Origin of the sequence: Micromonospora sp. RL09-050-HVF-A (assembly GCF_019374995.1) — a bacterium.
GTDB lineage: Bacteria > Actinomycetota > Actinomycetes > Mycobacteriales > Micromonosporaceae > Micromonospora > Micromonospora antibiotica.
The window spans coordinates 36,760-55,244 of sequence record NZ_JAGKQP010000001.1 but is presented as its reverse complement, the minus strand read 5'-3'; the positions used below and the strand labels follow the sequence as shown (position 1 = coordinate 55,244).

The window sequence follows — 18,485 nt, the reverse complement described above, 5'->3', positions numbered from 1 at the left end:
ACGTCGACCGGCCCGACCCCGACCAGCTCGGCGTACTCATCGCCCACACCGTGGCCGGCGGGATGCCGCTACGGCAGTCCTGGGAGGACATGGCCGTCGACATCTGGGGCCCCCGCACCGGCAAGACCACCTGCCGGGCGATCCCCGCCATCGTCGCCGCCCCCGGCCCCACCCTGGTCACCAGCGTCAAGGGCGACATCGTCGACGCCACCCGCGAGGTCCGCGCCGCCCGGGGCACCGTGTGGGCGTTCGATCCGCAGCACATCCTCGGCCCCGACCAGGGCATGTGGTGGAATCCGCTGCGCGCCGTGGCCACCATCACCGACGCCCGTCGCCTGGCCGAGCACTTCGCCTCCGCCGAGCGGGAGCCGGGTGTCAGCCGCGACGCCTTCTTCGACCCCAGCTCCGAGGAGCTGGTGGCGAACCTGCTGCTGGCCGCCGCGTGCTCCGGACGGGACATCCTCGCCGCGTACCGGTGGGCGGTCAGCCCCCGCGACGACGAACCGGCGATGCTGCTGCGTGAGCACGGCTTCGCGCTGCCTGGCGACGCGGTGGCCGGTGTGGTCAACATGCCCGACAAGACCCGTGGCGGCATCTACGCCGGTGCCCAGAAGATGCTCATGTGCCTCACCGAACCGGCCGTCACCGCCTGGGTCACCCCACCCACCCGGGGCGGGGTACGCGAATTCGACCCGGCCGCGTTCGTGACGTCCACCGACGTGCTGTACCTGCTCTCCCAGGGCGGCCCCGGCTCCCCCGCGCCCCTGGTCGCCGCCCTCACCGACACCGTCCTACGCGCCGGAGAGCTACGCGCCCGCGCCTCGACCGGCCGCCGCCTCGACCCGCCGCTGCTGAGCATCCTCGACGAAGCCGCGAACATCTGCCGCCTACGCCAACTGCCCTCGCTGTACTCGTACTTCGGCAGCCACGGCCTGCCGATCATCACGATCCTCCAGTCCTACCCCCAGGGCGTCGACGTGTGGGGCCGCGAGGGCATGCGCAAGCTGTGGTCGGCGGCGAACGTCCGCACCTACGGCGGCGGCGTCGCCGACCCCGACTGGCTCGAAGAACTGTCGAAGCTGATCGGTGAGCACGACGTGACGACCCGGTCGACCAGCACCAGCGGGTCCGGGTGGGGCCAACGGTCGGTGTCCCACGCCACCCGCCGGCAGCGGATCCTCGACGTCGCCGACCTGCACGCCCTGCCGCGCGGTCGGATGGTCGTCTACGCCTCCGGCGCCCCGCCGGCCCTCGCCCGCACCGCCCCCTGGCAGGACGGGCCGCACGCCGCCGCGATCCGCGCCTCGATCGCCCGCTGGGATCCCGACAAGCGCACCGACTGGACCCTGTCCCCCGATGCCCCGCCGGAGCCCATCTCATGACCACCCCGACGTCCGGACCGGCCACCGACCCAGTCGCCGACCTGAGCACCCTGCTCGACCAGCTCACCGGAACACCCGACGCGCCCGCCGCCCCCGACGACCAGGACGCACCGCAGCCGGTCTTCCGCGACGTCGACCAGTTCGTCACCGGGTACCTCGCGCAGGTCGTCGAGCGGCGGGTCGCCTCCGGACCCACCCCCGGCATCGCCTGGTGCCCCCGCTGGTGGGCGCACCCCGAGGCGCTGTCCCGCCTCTACGCGCTGTGGCGAGCCTGGGAGACGATGCGGGTCAACGACCCGCACACCGGCATGAGCATCTGGTGGCGTGACCACCTCGACCCCCACCTGGCCGCACTGACCGGCGACCTCGGACCATTCGCCCGCTGCGGCACCCGACACCGCGACCCCGAGGCCCTGCCCGTCGAGCCCGCGCCAGCCGAGGTGCTGGCGCAACTCCCCGACGCCTGACACACCCCTCGCCATCTCCAGCAGCACCCCCGACACGCTCTGCCCGACCAGCCGGCACCGATCTCCGACCAACCCCAGCACCACGCCAAGCGGTAGAAGCCTCGCCGTAGTTTCCGGACCAAAAGCAACTCCAGTCCTGGTCGTGGCACCGTTCCGACGCCCGGAACTCGGGATCTCCGCCATGGCCCTTGACCAGCGTTGGAGTTGTTTTTGGTCCGGAAACTACGGGCGGGCCTACGCGCCGGTACGCGGAGCCCGGCCTCCGGAACGTCGCTGCGCTGGAACCGTGTGTGTTGACGGCCGGAGACGGCGTTGGGACTCATCGAGAGCATCGAGCAGACGACTCGCCTCCCACATTCGGGGCGGGTCGACGCGTGGGCTCGACAGAACCTGACGAGCGCGCACGATCGCTTGCGCCAAATCCTCGTCCATCTGGTGCACAAGCTCGGGGTCAGGCGGGTCTGCGACCCGGTGAAACCGCTCGTGAGCGCTCTGCCGGCGGCAGCCCAAGGCGTCGCCCACCCTTCTCCACGAAACCCGCCGGACGCGTGCTTCCGCGACTAGACAAGTGATCTCTTGGTCGAGCATTTCCCGGAGGCGTACCGCTTCGGTCAGAACTTCGACCAGCCGAAGCCGGCCGGCGGCGTCGGGCCGTAGGTATCGCTGGTTGCCCGTGCGGGCGAGGTGCTGCTGATCCGCCATCGACAGCAGTAGGTTGCGCAACTTCGCTCGGGGCTCAGTGCACATCGAGCCCCAGAGTGAGCCCTGCAAGGGAGAGAGCCAGCGCCATCGCCAAATATCCATGTCAGGAGATCCTGACGCAGCACGACGAGCCAGGTTAGTTATCCGCCGTGCTTCTGACATCTTGTCCCATGCACAGCGAGCAAAACGGCCTCCTGGTGACGCAGGAGGCCGTTGCAAAACGTCTCGCCGACCGGTTCTAGATCATGGGAGGACGCTTGCCGATGACAGTAAGCAGCAAAGCGCGACGCAGGTCAACACCCAATTCCGTGACCGCCCTACCGCTGCTGACGACAAGGACGCTCCTGTTGCTTGTCCTCGCCAGCGCTGCGGGCGTGGCGGCCGTGCTGTTCCCCACGTGGGGCCAGGCCCTCCCAGCAGGGCTGACCGTGCTGCTCGCCATGCACGCGATCACAGGAAAGTGACTCCTGGGGTGGCGCCGGTTACTCCAACCGGCGCCACCCCGCGGTTTCTACAGACCCAACGTCGCCTCCCGCTCGGCGGGCCTAGAAGGGGCGATTTCCCGGAATCGAAGGGCAGAGTCTCCTACCTCGTACCCTCATCTCGTGGTGGCGGGAAGGTGGGTGCGCAAGCGTGGTGGCGAGCGGGTCTGGCAGGAGTGGGCCCCGGCCACCTGTCCTAACGGGCACCCCAGCCCGCTGCCGGCACACGGCGAGTGCCCGGCCGGCTGCCGGTGGATGGGACGTGTGTGGAAGTGCCCACAGGAAGGGTGCTCGCAGGTCGCGGTCGACCCGGACCACCTACCGCGCTGCCCGAACCGATCATGCTGAGCCGAGAGCAGCGCCAGGGACCCCCGACACTCCGTGCCAGAGAACGCACTCGATCGCCGCTGCGCTTCGGTCACAACCGGAGTACTTGCACGTCACGAGTGCTGGGCAGCATCGCCACAGGGTCAGACGGTGTGACATCACTCAGTTGAGTTCCTGTCAAAACTCGGTTTATGACACACTGCGGGGGCTGCAACACCGCTCAGATGTACAGCGAAAAATGAAGAACGCCCCGCCCTCTGGCCGCGAACCTTCGAGCGGAGCGTCCCTCAACCGGTCATGTAGCCCCGCTATGCGGGGCTACATCCCTTTCCAGGCCCGGTAGACGATCACCGCCTTGGCCGCGACCTCCAACAGGAGGAGCACCGTGTTGGTGACCTTCTTCCACTGCCACCGGTGGGTGGAGCGGCCGGGCTTCGGAGCGCACCGGCAAACTTGCCGGCGCACCCGGGACGAACGGTGGACCATGACGTGCCCTCCATCTCCCGGGGGTCTCAGTTCGCACCCGGGACCCCTTACTCGTGGGTGCGACCCGGAGTCCGTCCCGAGAGCGGGCTGGAACATCACGTCGGGGGGTACTCTACTGCCCCGCTACCCCCCTATTCCGTCCTCTCCCCGGCATGGCCTGGCGCGCACTTCCCGCGTAGACATTTCCGCAGCTAGATGCCCCTGCGGGTTGAAAGTCGCGGCAGAAACGGGGAACCGGTGGCATCTGCCACCGCATGTCGACCGGGGCCTGGAACTGGGTCCACGTGACCCAGCTGAGCCCGGGGTCACAGCACGAGAATTAGCTTTCTCACCACCATGAAACTTCGTTTTCTTACCAGCCGGTTCGTCATGCCGTCTCCCCCCGTTCTGATTCCGTGGAGTGCCCGTCGCTGGTGGTGAGGTACGCGGCGAGGGTGTAGGCCGGCGCCCGGTCGAGGCGCTGCCCGCCGTGGTCGTAGCGGCGGGTGGTCCGCGCATCGGCGTGGCCGAGCTGTTCCTGGACGTCCTCCAGGCGGGCGCCAGCATCCCGGGCGAGGGTCGCGCAGGTGTGGCGCAGCACATGAGGGCTCATCTTCACCGGGATCCCGGCGGTTGCGGCCAGGCGGCGCAGCAGCCGCCACACCGCGCCCCGGTCGACGCGGGCACCGCTGGCTGTGGCGACCAGGGCCGGCGCGGCCGGGCCCCGGCCTGCCCGGCCGGCACCGGCACCTGCACCTCGGTGAGGTCGGGCCGGACGGCGAGGTAGGGGTCCAGGCGGCGGGTGACCGGGGCGGGCAACGCGACCAGGTGCTCACCGCCGCCCTTGGCGGTGAAGCGCAGGACACGGTGGTTGCGGTCGTGGCCGAGCTGCTCGACGTCGGCACCGACGAGTTCTCCCACGCGCAGCCCGGTGTAGAGGAGCAGGGCGACGATCGCGGCGGTGCGGGCGGCCTGGGAGCCGGTGTCGGCGTCGGCCGTGGCGAGCAGCGCCTCGGCCTGGGCGCGGGACAGGCCAGCGGTGCGGGGTCGGGTCGGGTCGGTCTTCGGCTTCTGCTTGGGGTTGATGGCGGCGGGGTTGGCCCGGTCGGTGCGGTCCTCGGCGATCAGCCACGAGTAGAACGCGGACACGGCGGCGAGACGACGGGCCCGGGTCGCCGCCGACGCGGTACCGGCGGCCTCCTGGGCGCGGAGCCAGGCGTGGGTGTGCACCCGGCGGGCCTCGGTGAGCGGGTCGACATCGGAGGCGGCCAGGAAAGCCAGCCAGTGCCGCAGGTCCCGCTGGTAGGCGGCCCGGGTGTGCGCCGAGGCGTAGCCGATCAGCCACTCGCGCAGCAGCGCCTCCAGGCCGTCACCGCTGCCGGCTCCCGCCGCCGTGGTGGTGACGGCCGACCGGGTGGCAGGCAGCAGCTCCCCGGATAGGACGGTCACCGTCTCACCCCTCGCTCGCGTTGCTCAGCCCGCAGGCACGCCTGGTGCCAGCGGGCGTACCGAAATCCGTCGTCGGTCACAGTCGGCACCGCCCGCGCGTCGGCCAGCGGCACGTACTGGCCGCAGCCGGCCCTCCCGCACCGGTTGAGCGGGTCGGCCCGGTCGGCAGCGTCCACGTCGACCGGCAGCAGTGCGACGTCCAGGTACAGGCTGACCCCGTCGCCGGAGCGGCGCGGCCGGGGCCGGCTCTCCCGGGTCACGGTCAGCACTCGGCCGATGGCCAGGACCGCGGCGTCGAGTTCGTCGACGTCGTCGGCGACGATCCGGACCCTGATCGTCATCGCCGCACCATCGCCTTCGGTTGGCGGGCCGGCGCGACCATGGTGCGCAGCAGGTCGTACGCGGTCTGGCAGTCGCCCAACGCGCGGTGCCCGCCGCCCAGCGGCAGCCACCGGCGGCGCATCTCCCAGTCCGAGCGGCGGATCATCAGGCAGGCCCAACGGTCGATATCGCCGAGGTGGGACGGGTCCAAGCCGTCCCTACCGGTGTGCCGGCCGAGTACGGCGTGGTCGAACTCGGCGTTGTACGCCAGCACCGTCCGGCCGGCGGTGACCTCCAGCAGTTTCGGCAGCACCTCCGCCAACGGCGGCGCGTCGGCCAGCTCGGCGTCGCTGATGCCGTGCACCCACCGGGCCTCCGGCTCGACCTCGCAGCCCGGCGCGACCAGAGTGTCCAGCAGCGTCTCACCGGTGCAGGCGTCGACCACGGCAATCTCCACCGCGTAGCCGGCCAGGCCGGTGGTCTCGGTGTCCAGGATGACGGCAGCCCCGGGCTCGCGCATCGCCCGCGCCCAGCGGATCGCCGCACCGGCGTGGGTGGCCACCGCGATCTCGTCCTGGTGCTCACGCAGGTACGGGTGCGCGGTGATCGCCTTGCGGAACTCCCCCACGGTCGGGCTGTCCTCACGGCGTTCGAAGTCCACCTCCCACCTGCCGGCCCCGGCGTGCCACCACGCCCAGACCTCGATGCCGTACCGGCCGCCCAGCTCGGCCATTCCACGGCGGATGACGGCAGCCCGGTCGACCGGTCGACGGGCCAGCTCCCGCAGCGGCGACGGCTCACCACGTCGCACCGACCAGACCGCCTCCCAGTCGATCGCCGGGTGCTCGCGCAACGCTTCCAGGTCACCGACCCTGTACAGCGGAACCGACACGGACCGGTACTGGGTGACCGGCACCCACGTCCACCGGCACGGCACCGCCAGGTCAGCGGCGACCAGGTACTTGAAGTCGGTCTCCCGGATCTCCAGATGCAGTGCGGCCTGGTGGGTCATCAGCTCCCGGTCGACGCGCACCTGCTCGACTAGGTCCTCGTCGGCGGACAGCACGTCCAGGTCAGCGGTGGCGTACCGGTCCTGGCGGCCGAGACGCAGCCCGCGCTCCTTCGCCACCCGGTCGAACTCAGCACGAGACCAGCGCAGGTAGGACGGGGCGTCCCACTTGCTCACGCTCGCCGCGATCCACGCCTGCCGCTCGGCCACCACCGCGCCGAGCTGGTCGACGTCGACGGCGTCCAACGCCCGGCAGTCCCACAGCGGAAACTCCTTGTACCAGCCGGCCACCGCCAACACTCCGGCGTCGGCCAGCGCCTCCACGTCCCACTTCTCCACGTCCAAGCCGGTGCGCCCGGCCAGCCGCTCGGCGGCTCGGTGCCCACCGATCGGGGCCTCGGCGCCCACAGCGGCCACGATCTCGTCGCGGCGCGCGGCGACCTGGTCGGCCACGGCGGCCGACCACCGGCCGCCCACGTCGGCGGCCGGGATCAGCCCGGCCGCCGTGCCTGCATCCCACTGCCACCCGGCCAACCCGGTATGCCGCAGCACCTGGACCGGGCCGAAATCGGCCGGCGGCGGCTTGGGCTTCGACTCCTTGCGGGCGCGGGTCTTCGGCACAGCAGCGGGCTCGGCCGCCACGTCGTTCTCGCTCACCAGCTCGTGTCCTTCCGAAGGTTGGGGCAGGGAGAGGGGCGGCGCATGGTGTGCCCCGACGGGTCGTCGACGGCCGGAACGAACCCCGCCCGCCCAAGCGCCCGGAGCAGGGCGCGCTTGTCGGAGCCGTACGAGTCGGTCGGAGTGCACACCACGTCCAAGCCCCGGGCGTCGGCGGCGGCCAGGATGGCCAGCAGCATCCGGGGACCGTGCCAGCCACCCCGGGCGTCCAGCGGCACCCGCAGAATCCCGATCGCCAGCGCCCCGTCGTCGGTGACGTCCAGGGCGAGCAGCACCATCCCGGGCAGCGACCCCTTCAGCTCTCGCTCAAGGCAGGCGATCCAGTCGTCGGTGCCGACGGCGCTCACGCCGGCGTGCCGATCGCCTCGGCGAAGGCAGCGACCCGCTCGTACTTCGCCGCGGTGCTGTGCCCGTCCCAGCCGGTCGGGTGGGCGGGCAGGTGCCAGGACACCTGGCCGGTGGGCAGCTCCAGGTAGACCACCACCGGGTGCGGGTCGGCCGGGTCGTAGCCCATGCCGGCGGGAACTCCGGCCTCGTGCGCCAGGGCCAGCGCGGACCAGATCAACGCGTTGCGCTCGGTGTAGGCGGCGGTGATCTCCAGGGTGTCCGGGCCGGTGTGGCCGTGCCGGGACGGGTCGAGCGCGGCGATCGCCGTCAGGGTCCAGGCGAGACGGACCTCGGCCGGGACGACGGCACGCAGGGCGTGGGACATGGACTGGAACCTCCTGTGTGGTCGGAGATGATCGACCGGCGCGGGTCGGGACCATTACCGGTGGTCCCGACCCGCGCACTCCCGCTCGGATCAGATGCCGAGCCGGCTTCTTCCTCTCGTGGTTCTTGTGGTGCGAGACCGGGCCGACAGTACGGTCCGAGTCCGACGATTTCGTGCCTCGATAAGATCACTTATGGAGGCATGGACGGCGGATCTGGAACGGGTGTCGATTCCGGGGAATCGGCGGGTCAGAACGGCGGACTGTCGGCCAGCTCGACGGCCGGCGGCGGGGCCAGTCGCAGGAGGGCCTCACCGAGGGTGTCCCCGACGCCGACCGCGATGACGGTGTCGCGATTGTCGTAGGCGTTGGCGGCGTAGAACCACTCCTCCGGCTCCTCCACAACCTCGCCGTCGGGGCCGACGCGGCCGGGCTGGCCGGGCTCGAAGACAAGCTCGATGCGGTGACCATCGCGCAGCAGCGCGTCGGCTGGCAGCCGGTCGGCCGGCTCGGGCCGGTCGACCAGGACGCCCGGGTCGATGAGCGCTGCCACCGGCCGGCGGTGGCGGGTGAGCACCTGCACGCGGGTGTCGAGGAGGTGGACCTCGCCGACGAGGTGACCGAGCTTGGCTCGGGCGTCGGACACCGGCCAGGTCGGCAGGTTGGGCGAGATCTCGGCGACCTCGCTCATTGGCACCAGGGCGGCCCACTGGTACCGGTCGCGGGTGATGAGCGTGATGGTGCCGGCCTCGGCCGCAGTGACGAGTTCGGACCAGCGGGCCCGGGCGTCCTCGACGTCGACCGGTCCGCCGTGCCGCTCGACGAGCGGTCGCAGCCCGAAGGGAACCGTGGTGTTGTCCATCTTCAAACCGTAAGGCACCTTGCAGAATATTTGCAAGGTGCCTTACGGTTCGGTAGTGCCGCAGGTCAGCTTTCGTACCAGCGGGTCACCGGGAACGCGCGCCCGGGGTGTCGGCCGGCACCGGCTCCAGGCACCACTCCTGCTCCGGGTCAGCGACGGCGTCGCCGGTGTTGACGACTCGGACTTGCCGTGGGGAGGTCACTGCGCGCTCTGGTCGGCGAGTTCGGTGGCGAGCCTGTCTCGCCACGCCTGCAGCTGCTTCAGGGTCACGGTGAGGGTCACGGTGCGGATACCGTCGCCGGCTTCCAGGCTGAAGCCGCGCTCATACTCGAAGTCAGACCAGTCGATGTAGCGGTGGTCGTTCTCCCACGGCCAGTAGGCGTTGGGCGTGTCGGTGAGGTCCTTGGCGGCGATGGTGGCGCTCAGCGCGTCGTGCAACTCGCGCAACTGCGCCGGGCTGAGGTTGAGGCTTACAGCGTCGTGGCCGTCGCCGATCTCCAGGTTCCGGCCGCCGTCAACGGTGTGCATCGACCAGTCCAGGTACGCGGTGGCGTCGCCGTCGCCCAGGTACAGCCCACCGCGAGCGGCCTGCCGGGCCCCGTGGGCGAAGGTGCGCAGCTTGCAGGCCAGTTCCCGGGCCTGCTCCGGGGTGTGCTGGGCGGTGTAGGGCTGCCAGTAGTCGGCGGCGGGGTCCTCGTCGCCTTCCACGCCGACGACCGTGACCTTGGTCGCGCCGTCGTGGTCGACCAGGTCCATCCACAGCGTCCCGGTGTCTCCGCCGGCCTCACCGATCGCGGTGGTGGCCACGTGCCGGCGGGTCGCCGACTCGGCGGCGGGCTGCTTGTCGCGCAGCAGCCCCAGGAGGTCCCGCACGGTCACCGGCAGCTCGTCGTCGACGATGGTCACCTTCTGCCGGGCCAGATCGGCGTCGTCGGCGAGAAGGTGCTCCAGCCGCTGCGCCGCCCGGCCCCACTTGGTGGGCTTCGGCGGGCGGTGTCCGGCCTCGGCGAGGTCGGCCAGTTCGTCGAGGTGCGCGGCGGCGGCCTCGGCCTCGCCGGGGTCCAGGTGCGGGGCGGCGTAGCTCCCCGGCCGCCTGTATCCCCCGCTGTCGACGTGCTCGGCGTCGGTGACGGGGTTCCATCGGTGCGGGGAGGTGCCGACCGCGACGTACCGGCCGCCGTCCCACCGGTTGTCGCCGTCGCCGTAGTCCATCAACGCGAGGCTGGTGGCCGGGCCGGCCGCGCTGGCGACCAGGTCGGTGCCGTGGCAGGTGTCCCCGTCGGCGTAACCGAGCACGTCGCCCACTGCGGGACTCGTCGACGCGGCCGGCGTCGGGGTGGTGCCGTCGCCCATTCCGATCTCCTTACTCGTGGGGGTGCCGCCAGCGGTGATCGGGCCAGCGGCTCGGGCCTGCGCCTCGTACTCCTCGGCCTGCGCCTCGTAGTAGCGGGCGGCGAGGATCTCCCGCGCCGCTTCCGCCTCGGCGTCGCGCGCCGCCAGGGCGTGCTCGGCGACGACGGGGGCGTCGCGGATCGTGCGGGCGGCCACCGCGTGCTGCCCGGCCGACTCTTGGTTGTCGCGGGCGTCGCGCCGGTACCGGTCGGCGGCGTCGCGGCAGGCCCGCGCCCGGCCGGCCAGGGTGTCGGCCTTGGCGACCGTCGCGGCGTAGCGGTTCGCCACCCGCATGGCCTCTTGGTCGGCGGCGGGCACCGTCAGCACTCCCCGGTCAGGTCGGCCACGTACTCCACACCACCGCCGTGGTCGGCGCGGGCGGTCCAGCCGTGGCAGGTGACTCCCTCGTCGGTCAGCACTGTGCTGGCCCACTGGCACGCCTGGTCGACCTCGGCGGCGGCCAGGCCGTCGTGGTCGGCGTGCGGCGTGTCGTCGGCGAGCAGCAGCCACACGCCGTCGAGGGTGTTGTGCAGCAGCCGGTACTCCCTCACCGCAGCCGGCGCTTCGGTTGTGGGGGCGGCCGGCTCGGGCTCGGTGTCGTCCTGGTCGTGCTCGACGCGGTGCTGGTCGACATCGCCGCCGTCGGAGACCAGCGCCGCCGTCGTGGGCCGGGCCGGCGGCTCCTCGTCGACGTCGGCGACGATGGCGTCCAGGCGGGCCTGCTCCCACTCGCTGGGCGTGTAGCCGGCGTCCTCCACCAAGCGGGCCAGCCACGCGGCGTCGCCCTGGTTCCAGGACCGGTAGGTGGTGCGGGCCTGGACCTCGCGACGGGCGATCCCGAGAGCATGCGCGGCGTGCACCCGGGTGGACCAGTCGGCGCGGCGAATTTCCTCCCACCACCGGTAGGACGGCAGCGTTGGGTCCGGGCCGACCCCGGCCGCGATCAGCCACTTGCCGGCGAGCTGCGCGCATTCGTTGCCCGGCGCCCACAACCAGGCGTCGATGATGTCCCCCGCACTGCGGGGCAGCTTCGGCGGCACAGCGGCCAGAACTGCGGCGGCCTCGAACCGGGCCGTCATCGCCTTGCGGCGCTCCCGCTCGTCGGTGATCCGCTGCTGCTCGGCCGGGCTGCGGTTGTCGGACGCCTTCGGCTTGCCCGCCGTGGAGTAGTAGGACACCTGCCCGTAGGAGCTGACCTCCGCGACCAGCGCACCGGCCTTGCGGGCCGCCGCGATCGCCTTCGCGCCATCCAGGCGGCGCTGCCAGTAGCCGTCACCGAACTGCTGCGACGCGCTACCGATGACCGGGGTGCCCTCGGCAGCCAACTTCTCGCGCGCCGCGTTGACGGCCCCTTGCTGCTCTCGCTCCCGCCGAACCTGGGCCACCAACTGATCGGCGGACCAATGGTGCCGGCGGTCATCACGCAGCCGGTGCGCGGCCAGCATCAGCTCCTGGTCGTCGCCGGCCGCGTCGACGAGGGCGAGGGCGTCCCGGATCTGCAACACCGGCCGCTTCCCGTCCCGGTCGTCGGGCTCCTGGTCGTCGTCGGCCGAGGTACGGCCGGTCTCCAGATCGGCCAGCAGCTCGTCGGGCAGTTTGAGCAGTTTCAGGCGCTTGGACACGTGCGACTGTGAGCAGCCGACCTTCGCCGCGATGTCCCGTTGCCGGCGGCCGGCGGCCTCCTGCTCGGCGAACGCTCGTGCCTCTTCCACCGGGCTCAACGGTGCGCGGGCCACGTTCTCGGCGGTCATCACATCCAACTGCCCCAACGCGTCGTCCGCGATCGCGTCCTCGCGCACCAGCACACCCAGCGTCGCCTCCGGGTCGTCGCCGTAAACCCGGCCGGCCGCCGTGCGCCGACGGGCACCTACCAACACCACCCACCGCGCCCCGGCGAGGGCCTCCGCGTGCGCCGGCCAAGCGGCGGCGACCCGCGCTGCGGGCAGCACCACCGGCGGCTGGATCACCCCCACCTCCCGGATCGACGCCTCCAGGTCGGACAGGTCGCCCATCTTCTTGCGCGGGTTGGCCGGGTGCGTCACCACGGCGGTCAGTGGCACTTCGCGGGTGCGCATCGGCGCTGCGACCGTCGGTGCCGGCGGGTGGCCGTTCGTCTCCGATTCCGTGGAATCGGTGGACTCTGGATGGGTCATGATGGAGCGGCTCCTCTCATGGGGTGGTTGCGGGGCGGCCGGTTGCTGTCCAGGCTTGAAGGCCGCCCCGCCGTCTACAGGCGGGGTTTCTTCTGCTGACGTTCGACGGCGGCGATGGCTACCGCTACGGCGTCACGGGCGGCATACAGGGCACCGAGGACGTCGACGGGCGCGGCTCCGGGCGCGGCAATCACGAACGCGCCTTCCCCCTGGGCGATCCGCAACAGCCCCTCTTCCCGCAGAAGCTCCTCGGCAGCTCGCACCGTGTTCAGCGCGACACCGTAGTGGCTTTGCAGGTCCGTGATCCCGGGCAGCTTGGACCCGATCGGAAACTCTCCAGCGGCTATCCGGTCGCGTAGGTCGTTTGCTGTATCAACATACTTAGGCACATCTAGAACTCTAGACAGAGTAGAGTCTCGACACAAGCTCTATCTTTGCCCTACTCAATCCTGGGATAGCTCGGTGATAGCTATTAGATAGCCGGATAGCTACTAGATAGCTAGTTGGTAGACGTCTGCCTAGCGAGCTAGACAGGCAGCCGGCTCTCCGTCGAGCTGGCTCGACGGAGAGCGTGGCGGCGGGTCGGCGAGGCGACCGGACGACCAGGTAGCACGCCGGGCTCGCGCCGGTACCCTCACCAGCGACAAAGCCACCCCGGCGGCGGCGAGCGCGAGATCTCCCGCAACTGACCCGCCCGGGTGGCCGGCGACACCCACTGGAGGGGCTGGTTCGATGGGCTGGAGAGTCGTCACCGCGAACAACAAGGGCGGTGCGGGAAAGACAGCGACCACCGTGGCGTTGGCCGCCGCGCTGGCTGACATGGGTCACCGGGTGCTCGCCGTCGACATGGATCCGCAGGGCAACCTGACTCGCCGGATGGGCTACGACGAGGTGTCGTGGGTCGACCGGCCTACCGTCGCGGACGCGCTACGGCTGCGCGCTGACGGGCCGGCGGAGCCGGCCAGCGTGGTAGTGCCCTGCGCCTGGGAGCACGACCTGGCCTCGCGGATCGACCTGATGCCGTCCGTGCCGCCAAAGCTGGAGGCGCGGCAGCGGGAGGCGGGTCGGGAGAACGGCACCGAGTTCAGGCTTCGGCGGATCCTGGACCGGGTCGACCGCGACTACGACGTCACCCTGATCGACGTTCCGCCCGGCCTGGGTCATCTGACCGACATGGCGCTGGCTGCGGCGGACCGGGTCGTGATTGTGCTGATCCCGGAGTACGACTACGTCCAGGGCGCAGTGCGGATGGTCCACTACGTCGAAGGGGAGCGAGAGCCGCTTGGCCGGCCGGATCTTCAGGTCGCCGGGGTCGTGGTCACCAACTACGACGCCGAGGCAGCGACGCACCGGACACAGGTGGCGAACCTGTCGAACCTTTTCCGCGACGACATCCTGTGGCAGCCCTACATCCCGCACCGGCGCACCTGGTCAAGCGCGAACTCTGACGGCCTGCCGATCCAGTTGCTCAAGGGGCGCATCGCCAGCGACTTGGCCGAGCTGTTCGGCGGCCACGCCCGGCAGCTCATCGCCAACCTCAGCAGTGAGGAGGTGGCCCGATGAGCCGCCCAGGGGGACGTACGCACGCTGTTCCGGGTGGGACGTCCGCGCTCAGGCCGCCGCCCCGGGAATCGGCGTCGTTGCCGCCAGCACCCAGCCGGCCGGCGGGGGAGCCATGGGACCAGGATCCGGTGGTGCCGGCTACCCCGGCTGATACGGCGCCCAGGTCTGCGGCCAGCGTCGTCGACGAACCGCCACCACCGCCACCTGCTGCTCGCCGTCATCCTCGGGAGCAGCTGAACACGAAGATCCGGGTGGATCTGCGACAGCGGATGAACGCCTTCGTCGGGCGGCACGAGTCCACCCTGCAGGGCGTACTGGAAGCGGCGCTCGACGAGTACATGGCCCGGCGAGGCTGGTCTTGGGAGGACTACCACCGGGCGGCACGCCGCAGGTAGCTACCTGGATAGCCGGCTAGCTAGCCGGCTATCCAGGTTCGAGGGGTCAACTACTGCTGGCCCGACGGCGGCGCGGAGACGGCGAACCGCTCCGAGGGTCGACCTGCCAGGCGAACCCACGCCAAAGCACAGCGAAGCCACGCCCTGGTCGTGACCGACAAGTTGCGGCCCCCGACAGGTGCCCTCTCGTGGGGGAAGGGCTGCCGGGGGCCGCGCTGTGGAGGGGGTGCGGTCAGAAGCCGTTGCGCGGGTCGGTCAGTCGGCTGCGCAGCGCGATCAGGTCGTGGCGGATCTCCAGCGCCTCCTGGTACCACGGGTCGCCGATGACGGACTCGGCACCGGCGGGGACGCCCATGCGCTGCTCGGCTTCCTGCCGCACCTGGTCGCACCAGGTGGTCACCGTCGAGATCGCGCCGTCGACCGCAGCCACCGCATCGTCGTATCGGGTCATCGTTCGCCTCCGTTCGCGTCGACCGCCTCGGCTTGGGCGAAGCCCTCGGCGGTCAGGATGGACTGGGACTGGGTCAGGGCGTGCTGGTCGGCGACGGCAGCGGCCGGGACGGCGGTCATCGCGGCTCACCCGACCCGGTCGGCGCGGGCGGCGTCGAGCTGGGCCTGGAGCTGGTCGACGCGGGTCTCGGCGCGATCGGCCCGCTCGGTCGCGGCGCGGGCGGCGGCCTCCGTGCGGGCCAGCTCGACTCGGGCGGCCTGCCCTGCCTGGTCGGCGGTCCGCCACTCGGCGCGGTATTCGTCGGCCTGGTGGCGCAGCGCGGTTAGCTCGGCGCGTGCGGCGCGCAGATCGGCGTCGGCCTCACGGCGGGCCGTGTCGGACTCGGCAAGGGCCGTCCGGGCGGTGTCGCGCTCTGCGGTAACCGCCGTCAGGAGCTCCTGTGCCCGTTCGGCGCGCTGCTCGGCGGCGGCGCGGGCCTGCTCGGCCTGGCGGGCCTCGGCCTGGGCGTCCTTGACCTCGCGTCGCAGGGTCTTGACCTGGTCGGTGAGGTCGGTGGCGCGCTGCTCGGCGGCCTCCCGGCGGCCCGTCTCGGTGATGACGGCCTGGGCGCGCTCGCCGGCGGCGGCCTCGGCCCGCCCCTGGGCCTCGCGTGCGTCGGCTACCTGCCGCCAGGCGTCGCGCTGGACCCGATCGGCCTCGGCCTCGGCGTCGCGGGCCCGCCGCTCCGCGACCCGCTGCGCCTCCCGGGCGGTGGCCGCCGTGGCGGTCGCGGTGCGGGCGTCGCGGGTGGCACGGTCCCGTTCGTCCTCGGCGGCCTGGGCGCGCTCGACGGCGGCCACCGCCGCCGCCTCGGCCGTCTCGACCCGGGACAGCGCTGCGGTGTCCACCGCGCGCATCGCCTCGGCCACAACGACCAGCTCGCCAGCGAGGGCTTCCACCGCCGGCAGGACCCGGCCGGTCGCCTCCCGGTACGCGGTCAGCGGCACGTCCAGGCCGGCGGCGAGTTCCGCCTCCCGCTGCGCCGCATACGCCTGCCGACAGTTGCGCCCGCCCGGGTGGCGGCGGTCGTCGTCCGGGCAGAACTCCGGCGGCCGGCCACGGCCGGTGTAGGCCAAGGGGCGATCGTCGAACTTGCAGGTCGGCTGCACCCGGGGCGGGCTCGCCGTCGTCGTGTCGGTCATGCCATCATCCTAGCCGACTTTCTGTTTCTAGGAATGGAAAACACTTCCTCGATTTCAGAAAGTCGTAACTATCTGATCTTGACCGGGTAAGATCACGAAAAGTGGCCCCTGAGATCGACGGAGAGCCGATTTCAGGGGCCGGGTATTACTGAGGCACCCGGGGTGGGCCCGGATCAGGGGCGGCGGGTGGCTGCGGGAAGGCCGCCGCCGGGCTGCGCCACATCGGGCCACGCGCACTCGCCGCCGCCGACCAGCGAGGCGTCGAGCAAGACGGCGCGGTCGGCACGGCGCAGGTGCCCCGGGGTACCTGCGCGGATCGCGGCGAGAGCGGCCTCGGCCGCCGGGCTACGCCGGCCCGGCCGCGCGGCGGCCTGGTCCCGCTCGACCTCGGCGGCGCGCGCCTGGTCGCGCCGCTCGCGCTGGACGGCGGCCTGCATCGCGGCCAGGACCCGCTGGTGCCGGGTGTGCCGGGCCGCCGGGTGCGGCGGGGCGTCCGGCCCGGTCAGCGCGTCCTCCAGCACGGACCGCAGGTACGCCACCGGGTCGCGGGGCTCGACCAGCAACGGCCGGGACCGGGCCCGGCGCACCCAGGCATCCAGGGCCTCGGCCGTCCAGTCTCGACCCAGGGCGGCACCCAACGTCGCAGCGACCCGGGGCAACGGAACCGAACGTAGCCACGCCCATCGGCCCTGCACGGCCCGTGCGAGGTCGTACGCCCATGCCGACCACTCAGGACGTGCTCGCCGTGGCCGTGGTGCGGCACCGTGCCTCTGAGCCGGCCTAGGACGCCGTACAGGCGATGGCCTGGCACACCCGAAATCGGCTCCCGTTCTTGTCGATGAGCGCGAAGCGCCGTTCTTCCTCCGGCTTCGCCGGCTGTCCACCGATGGTGTGGGCGCGATCGGCGGTGAGATCAGCAGACCCCGAGACAAGCTGGAGTAAACGCTCATAGCTTGAGACACCATGTGGGGGGTGCGGAAATTAGTGGCCTGGTCACGGGCGTGATCGCGGGCGGCGGTGACCGCCTGGCGCATCTGCTGACGGCGGACCCGCTCACGGTAGTCGGCCCAACCACCGGCACGAGCAGCGAGGGCGTCGACGTGGGCTTGGGCGTCAGCCAGGAGGGTGCGGGCGTGCTCCAGCAGGTCGGCCAGGATGTCCAGGGCGGCCGGGATGTGCGCGGCCTGCGCGGCCGAGTCGCCCCGGTGAACCGGGGTGATGTCGAAGACGGCACGGGCCTGGGAGCGGCCGGTGGCGCACCGCTCGGCGTAGGACAGCCGGCGGCCCTGCTCGACCCGCACGCACCAGCCCAGAGCCTCCGCACGGCGCCAGGCATCGGTGACCGGGCGGGTGCTGTCACCGCAGCCGGCCAGCGCGGCGGTAGCGGCTCGGCCGGGCATAGCCCGGCGGCCGGAGCGGCGGTCACTGTCGACGGCCAGGACGGCGCAGACCATGCCCAGCGCCGAGCGGCGGCCACGGCGGCTGGTCCGGGCGGCGGCATCGCGGGCAAGCAGGTCCGCGAGCAGCCACACCGGCCGGCCCCAGCTGTCACCGGCGTGGAACGCAGCCAGGGTCTCGGTGATCCGCTCGATCCAGGCGGTCAGCGCGTCGACCCGCTGCTGGGCCTCGGTCGTCTCGGCGAGCAGGGCGAACCGCGTGGCAACGGCGGCGGCCTCCAGAGCCTGCGCGTGCTCGTGATCGGCGCGGGCCTGCGCCAGCCACGAGTACCCACACAGCCAGCAGGAGGGCACGGGGTCCGGCTCACCGCACGCCGCGCACCCTGCCGGCTCGTCAACGTCCAGGCGCTCGCGCAGCTCGGCCACCAACCGGTGCCGGTCCGCCGCACCCTGCCGATCGGCACGGCCACGCCAGCACGGAATACACAGCGGGTCCGACCCCTCGCCGTCACGGGGCAAGCCCTGCCGGTCGACGCCGGCAGCCGCACAGGCCACGCACGGCGTCTGAAGACCGGTCGGGTGGACCGGCCGGCGGCGGGCACCGGCCGGGGCGACCAGCCGGGTCTGTCCGGTGCGGGTGGTCTCCACCAGCAGCCGCTGGTCGACCAGGTGCGCGTTGCAGCGCCGCGCGCCGGGCATGACGAGTGTTACCGCGCCGGTGGCGTAGCAGTCGGGGCAGTAGCCGAGCGTCGCCACCCGGTCCGCCGGCAGCGTCTGCTGCGATGCGGTCATCGCGGCACCGTCGCAGACCCGATGTGCTTACATTTCGGGCGCGCAGGCTGACCTGGGCAAAGGTGAGATGAGGCTGGGCGCGGGCAAACATCGCCGCGACACGCAGAGAACGTGTCCAGAGACAAGAGTGCACCCAGCCCGGAGGTGGGTGCTATGGTGTCCTCCGAGCTTGTTGGAGCCTCAGACCCCTTTTCCGCCGCCAAGCAAATGGGGGGTGTGGGGCTCTCTTGCTGTCTGTAGTTAGGGGTTGAGCGCGGGCGCTCCCTCAAGATCGAAATCTGCGTGTGGACCCGGAGCAGGCACGGGT

General features: G+C 71.8%; 19 protein-coding genes. 4 read left to right on the top strand and 15 right to left on the bottom strand.

Going from position 1 to position 18,485, the window contains the following annotated elements; translation table 11 throughout:
• Together J7462_RS00300 and J7462_RS00295 are read left to right on the top strand one after the other, a co-directional pair.
• Positions 1–1,382, top strand: a 1,382-nt coding sequence (locus J7462_RS00300; RefSeq protein ID WP_219460037.1) for a type IV secretory system conjugative DNA transfer family protein, incomplete at its 5' end; no start/stop codon positions are given.
• Complete coding sequence (locus J7462_RS00295) at positions 1,379–1,849, top strand: DUF4913 domain-containing protein (RefSeq protein WP_219460033.1); 471 nt, start codon at positions 1,379–1,381, stop codon at positions 1,847–1,849. The genes J7462_RS00300 and J7462_RS00295, both read left to right, overlap by 4 nt.
• A 1,829-nt stretch (positions 1,850–3,678) precedes the next feature.
• Here the strand turns inward: J7462_RS00295 and J7462_RS00290 are convergent.
• From J7462_RS00290 to J7462_RS00240, 11 genes are all read right to left on the bottom strand, one after another.
• On the bottom strand, positions 3,679–3,846 hold the full coding sequence (locus J7462_RS00290) for a hypothetical protein (protein ID WP_219460030.1): 168 nt from the start codon (positions 3,844–3,846) through the stop codon (positions 3,679–3,681).
• A 367-nt stretch (positions 3,847–4,213) separates the two neighbouring features.
• Positions 4,214–4,489 (bottom strand): tyrosine-type recombinase/integrase, encoded by a 276-nt coding sequence (locus tag J7462_RS00285; RefSeq protein WP_308290669.1) that lies wholly within the window; start codon positions 4,487–4,489, stop codon positions 4,214–4,216.
• The gene (locus J7462_RS00280; protein WP_219460027.1) at positions 4,441–5,274 is read right to left on the bottom strand and encodes a site-specific integrase; all 834 of its coding nucleotides are present in this window, start codon (positions 5,272–5,274) and stop codon (positions 4,441–4,443) included. The genes J7462_RS00285 and J7462_RS00280 overlap by 49 nt, the downstream gene beginning before the upstream one ends.
• A complete protein-coding gene (locus J7462_RS00275) occupies positions 5,271–5,615 on the bottom strand; it encodes a hypothetical protein (protein ID WP_219460024.1) in 345 nt (114 codons plus the stop codon). The genes J7462_RS00280 and J7462_RS00275 overlap by 4 nt, the downstream gene beginning before the upstream one ends.
• Positions 5,612–7,261 (bottom strand): 3'-5' exonuclease, encoded by a 1,650-nt coding sequence (locus tag J7462_RS33095; RefSeq protein WP_219460020.1) that lies wholly within the window; start codon positions 7,259–7,261, stop codon positions 5,612–5,614. The genes J7462_RS00275 and J7462_RS33095 overlap by 4 nt, the downstream gene beginning before the upstream one ends.
• Positions 7,258–7,629 carry a hypothetical protein gene (locus tag J7462_RS00265; protein WP_219460017.1) on the bottom strand — a complete coding sequence of 124 codons (372 nt, stop codon included), beginning with the start codon at positions 7,627–7,629 and terminating at the stop codon, positions 7,258–7,260. The genes J7462_RS33095 and J7462_RS00265 overlap by 4 nt, the downstream gene beginning before the upstream one ends.
• Positions 7,626–7,994, bottom strand: coding sequence for a hypothetical protein (locus J7462_RS00260; protein WP_219460014.1), 369 nt, complete (start codon positions 7,992–7,994; stop codon positions 7,626–7,628). The genes J7462_RS00265 and J7462_RS00260 overlap by 4 nt, the downstream gene beginning before the upstream one ends.
• Before the next feature lie 248 nt (positions 7,995–8,242).
• Positions 8,243–8,854, bottom strand: coding sequence for a hypothetical protein (locus tag J7462_RS00255; RefSeq protein ID WP_219460011.1), 612 nt, complete (start codon positions 8,852–8,854; stop codon positions 8,243–8,245).
• A 198-nt stretch (positions 8,855–9,052) separates the two neighbouring features.
• Positions 9,053–10,564: a hypothetical protein gene (locus J7462_RS00250; protein WP_219460008.1), complete on the bottom strand. Its 1,512-nt coding sequence runs from the start codon at positions 10,562–10,564 to the stop codon at positions 9,053–9,055.
• Between the two features lie 2 nt (positions 10,565–10,566).
• Positions 10,567–12,321, bottom strand: coding sequence for a ParB/RepB/Spo0J family partition protein (locus J7462_RS00245; RefSeq protein WP_219460003.1), 1,755 nt, complete (start codon positions 12,319–12,321; stop codon positions 10,567–10,569).
• Between the two features lie 152 nt (positions 12,322–12,473).
• Complete coding sequence (locus J7462_RS00240) at positions 12,474–12,788, bottom strand: GntR family transcriptional regulator (protein WP_308290667.1); 315 nt, start codon at positions 12,786–12,788, stop codon at positions 12,474–12,476.
• Between the two features lie 343 nt (positions 12,789–13,131).
• On the opposite strand from J7462_RS00240, the gene J7462_RS00235 reads away from it, so the two are divergent.
• Both J7462_RS00235 and J7462_RS00230 read left to right on the top strand, forming a co-directional pair.
• Positions 13,132–13,962, top strand: coding sequence for a ParA family protein (locus tag J7462_RS00235; protein WP_219460000.1), 831 nt, complete (start codon positions 13,132–13,134; stop codon positions 13,960–13,962).
• A 251-nt stretch (positions 13,963–14,213) separates the two neighbouring features.
• Positions 14,214–14,357: a hypothetical protein gene (locus J7462_RS00230; protein WP_219459998.1), complete on the top strand. Its 144-nt coding sequence runs from the start codon at positions 14,214–14,216 to the stop codon at positions 14,355–14,357.
• Between the two features lie 232 nt (positions 14,358–14,589).
• Here the strand turns inward: J7462_RS00230 and J7462_RS00225 are convergent, their stop codons facing one another.
• The 4 genes from J7462_RS00225 to J7462_RS00215 all read right to left on the bottom strand — a co-directional run bounded on the left by J7462_RS00225 (position 14,590) and on the right by J7462_RS00215 (position 18,178).
• Positions 14,590–14,808, bottom strand: a complete 219-nt coding sequence (locus tag J7462_RS00225) for a hypothetical protein (RefSeq protein ID WP_219459995.1) — start codon at positions 14,806–14,808, stop codon at positions 14,590–14,592.
• Positions 14,805–14,927 (bottom strand): hypothetical protein, encoded by a 123-nt coding sequence (locus J7462_RS31580; protein ID WP_255597513.1) that lies wholly within the window; start codon positions 14,925–14,927, stop codon positions 14,805–14,807. The genes J7462_RS00225 and J7462_RS31580 overlap by 4 nt, the downstream gene beginning before the upstream one ends.
• Before the next feature lie 6 nt (positions 14,928–14,933).
• Complete coding sequence (locus J7462_RS00220; protein ID WP_219459991.1) at positions 14,934–15,989, bottom strand: hypothetical protein; 1,056 nt, start codon at positions 15,987–15,989, stop codon at positions 14,934–14,936.
• A 173-nt stretch (positions 15,990–16,162) separates the two neighbouring features.
• Positions 16,163–18,178, bottom strand: coding sequence for a hypothetical protein (locus J7462_RS00215; RefSeq protein ID WP_219459988.1), 2,016 nt, complete (start codon positions 18,176–18,178; stop codon positions 16,163–16,165).
• Between the last annotated feature and the right edge of the window lie 307 nt (positions 18,179–18,485).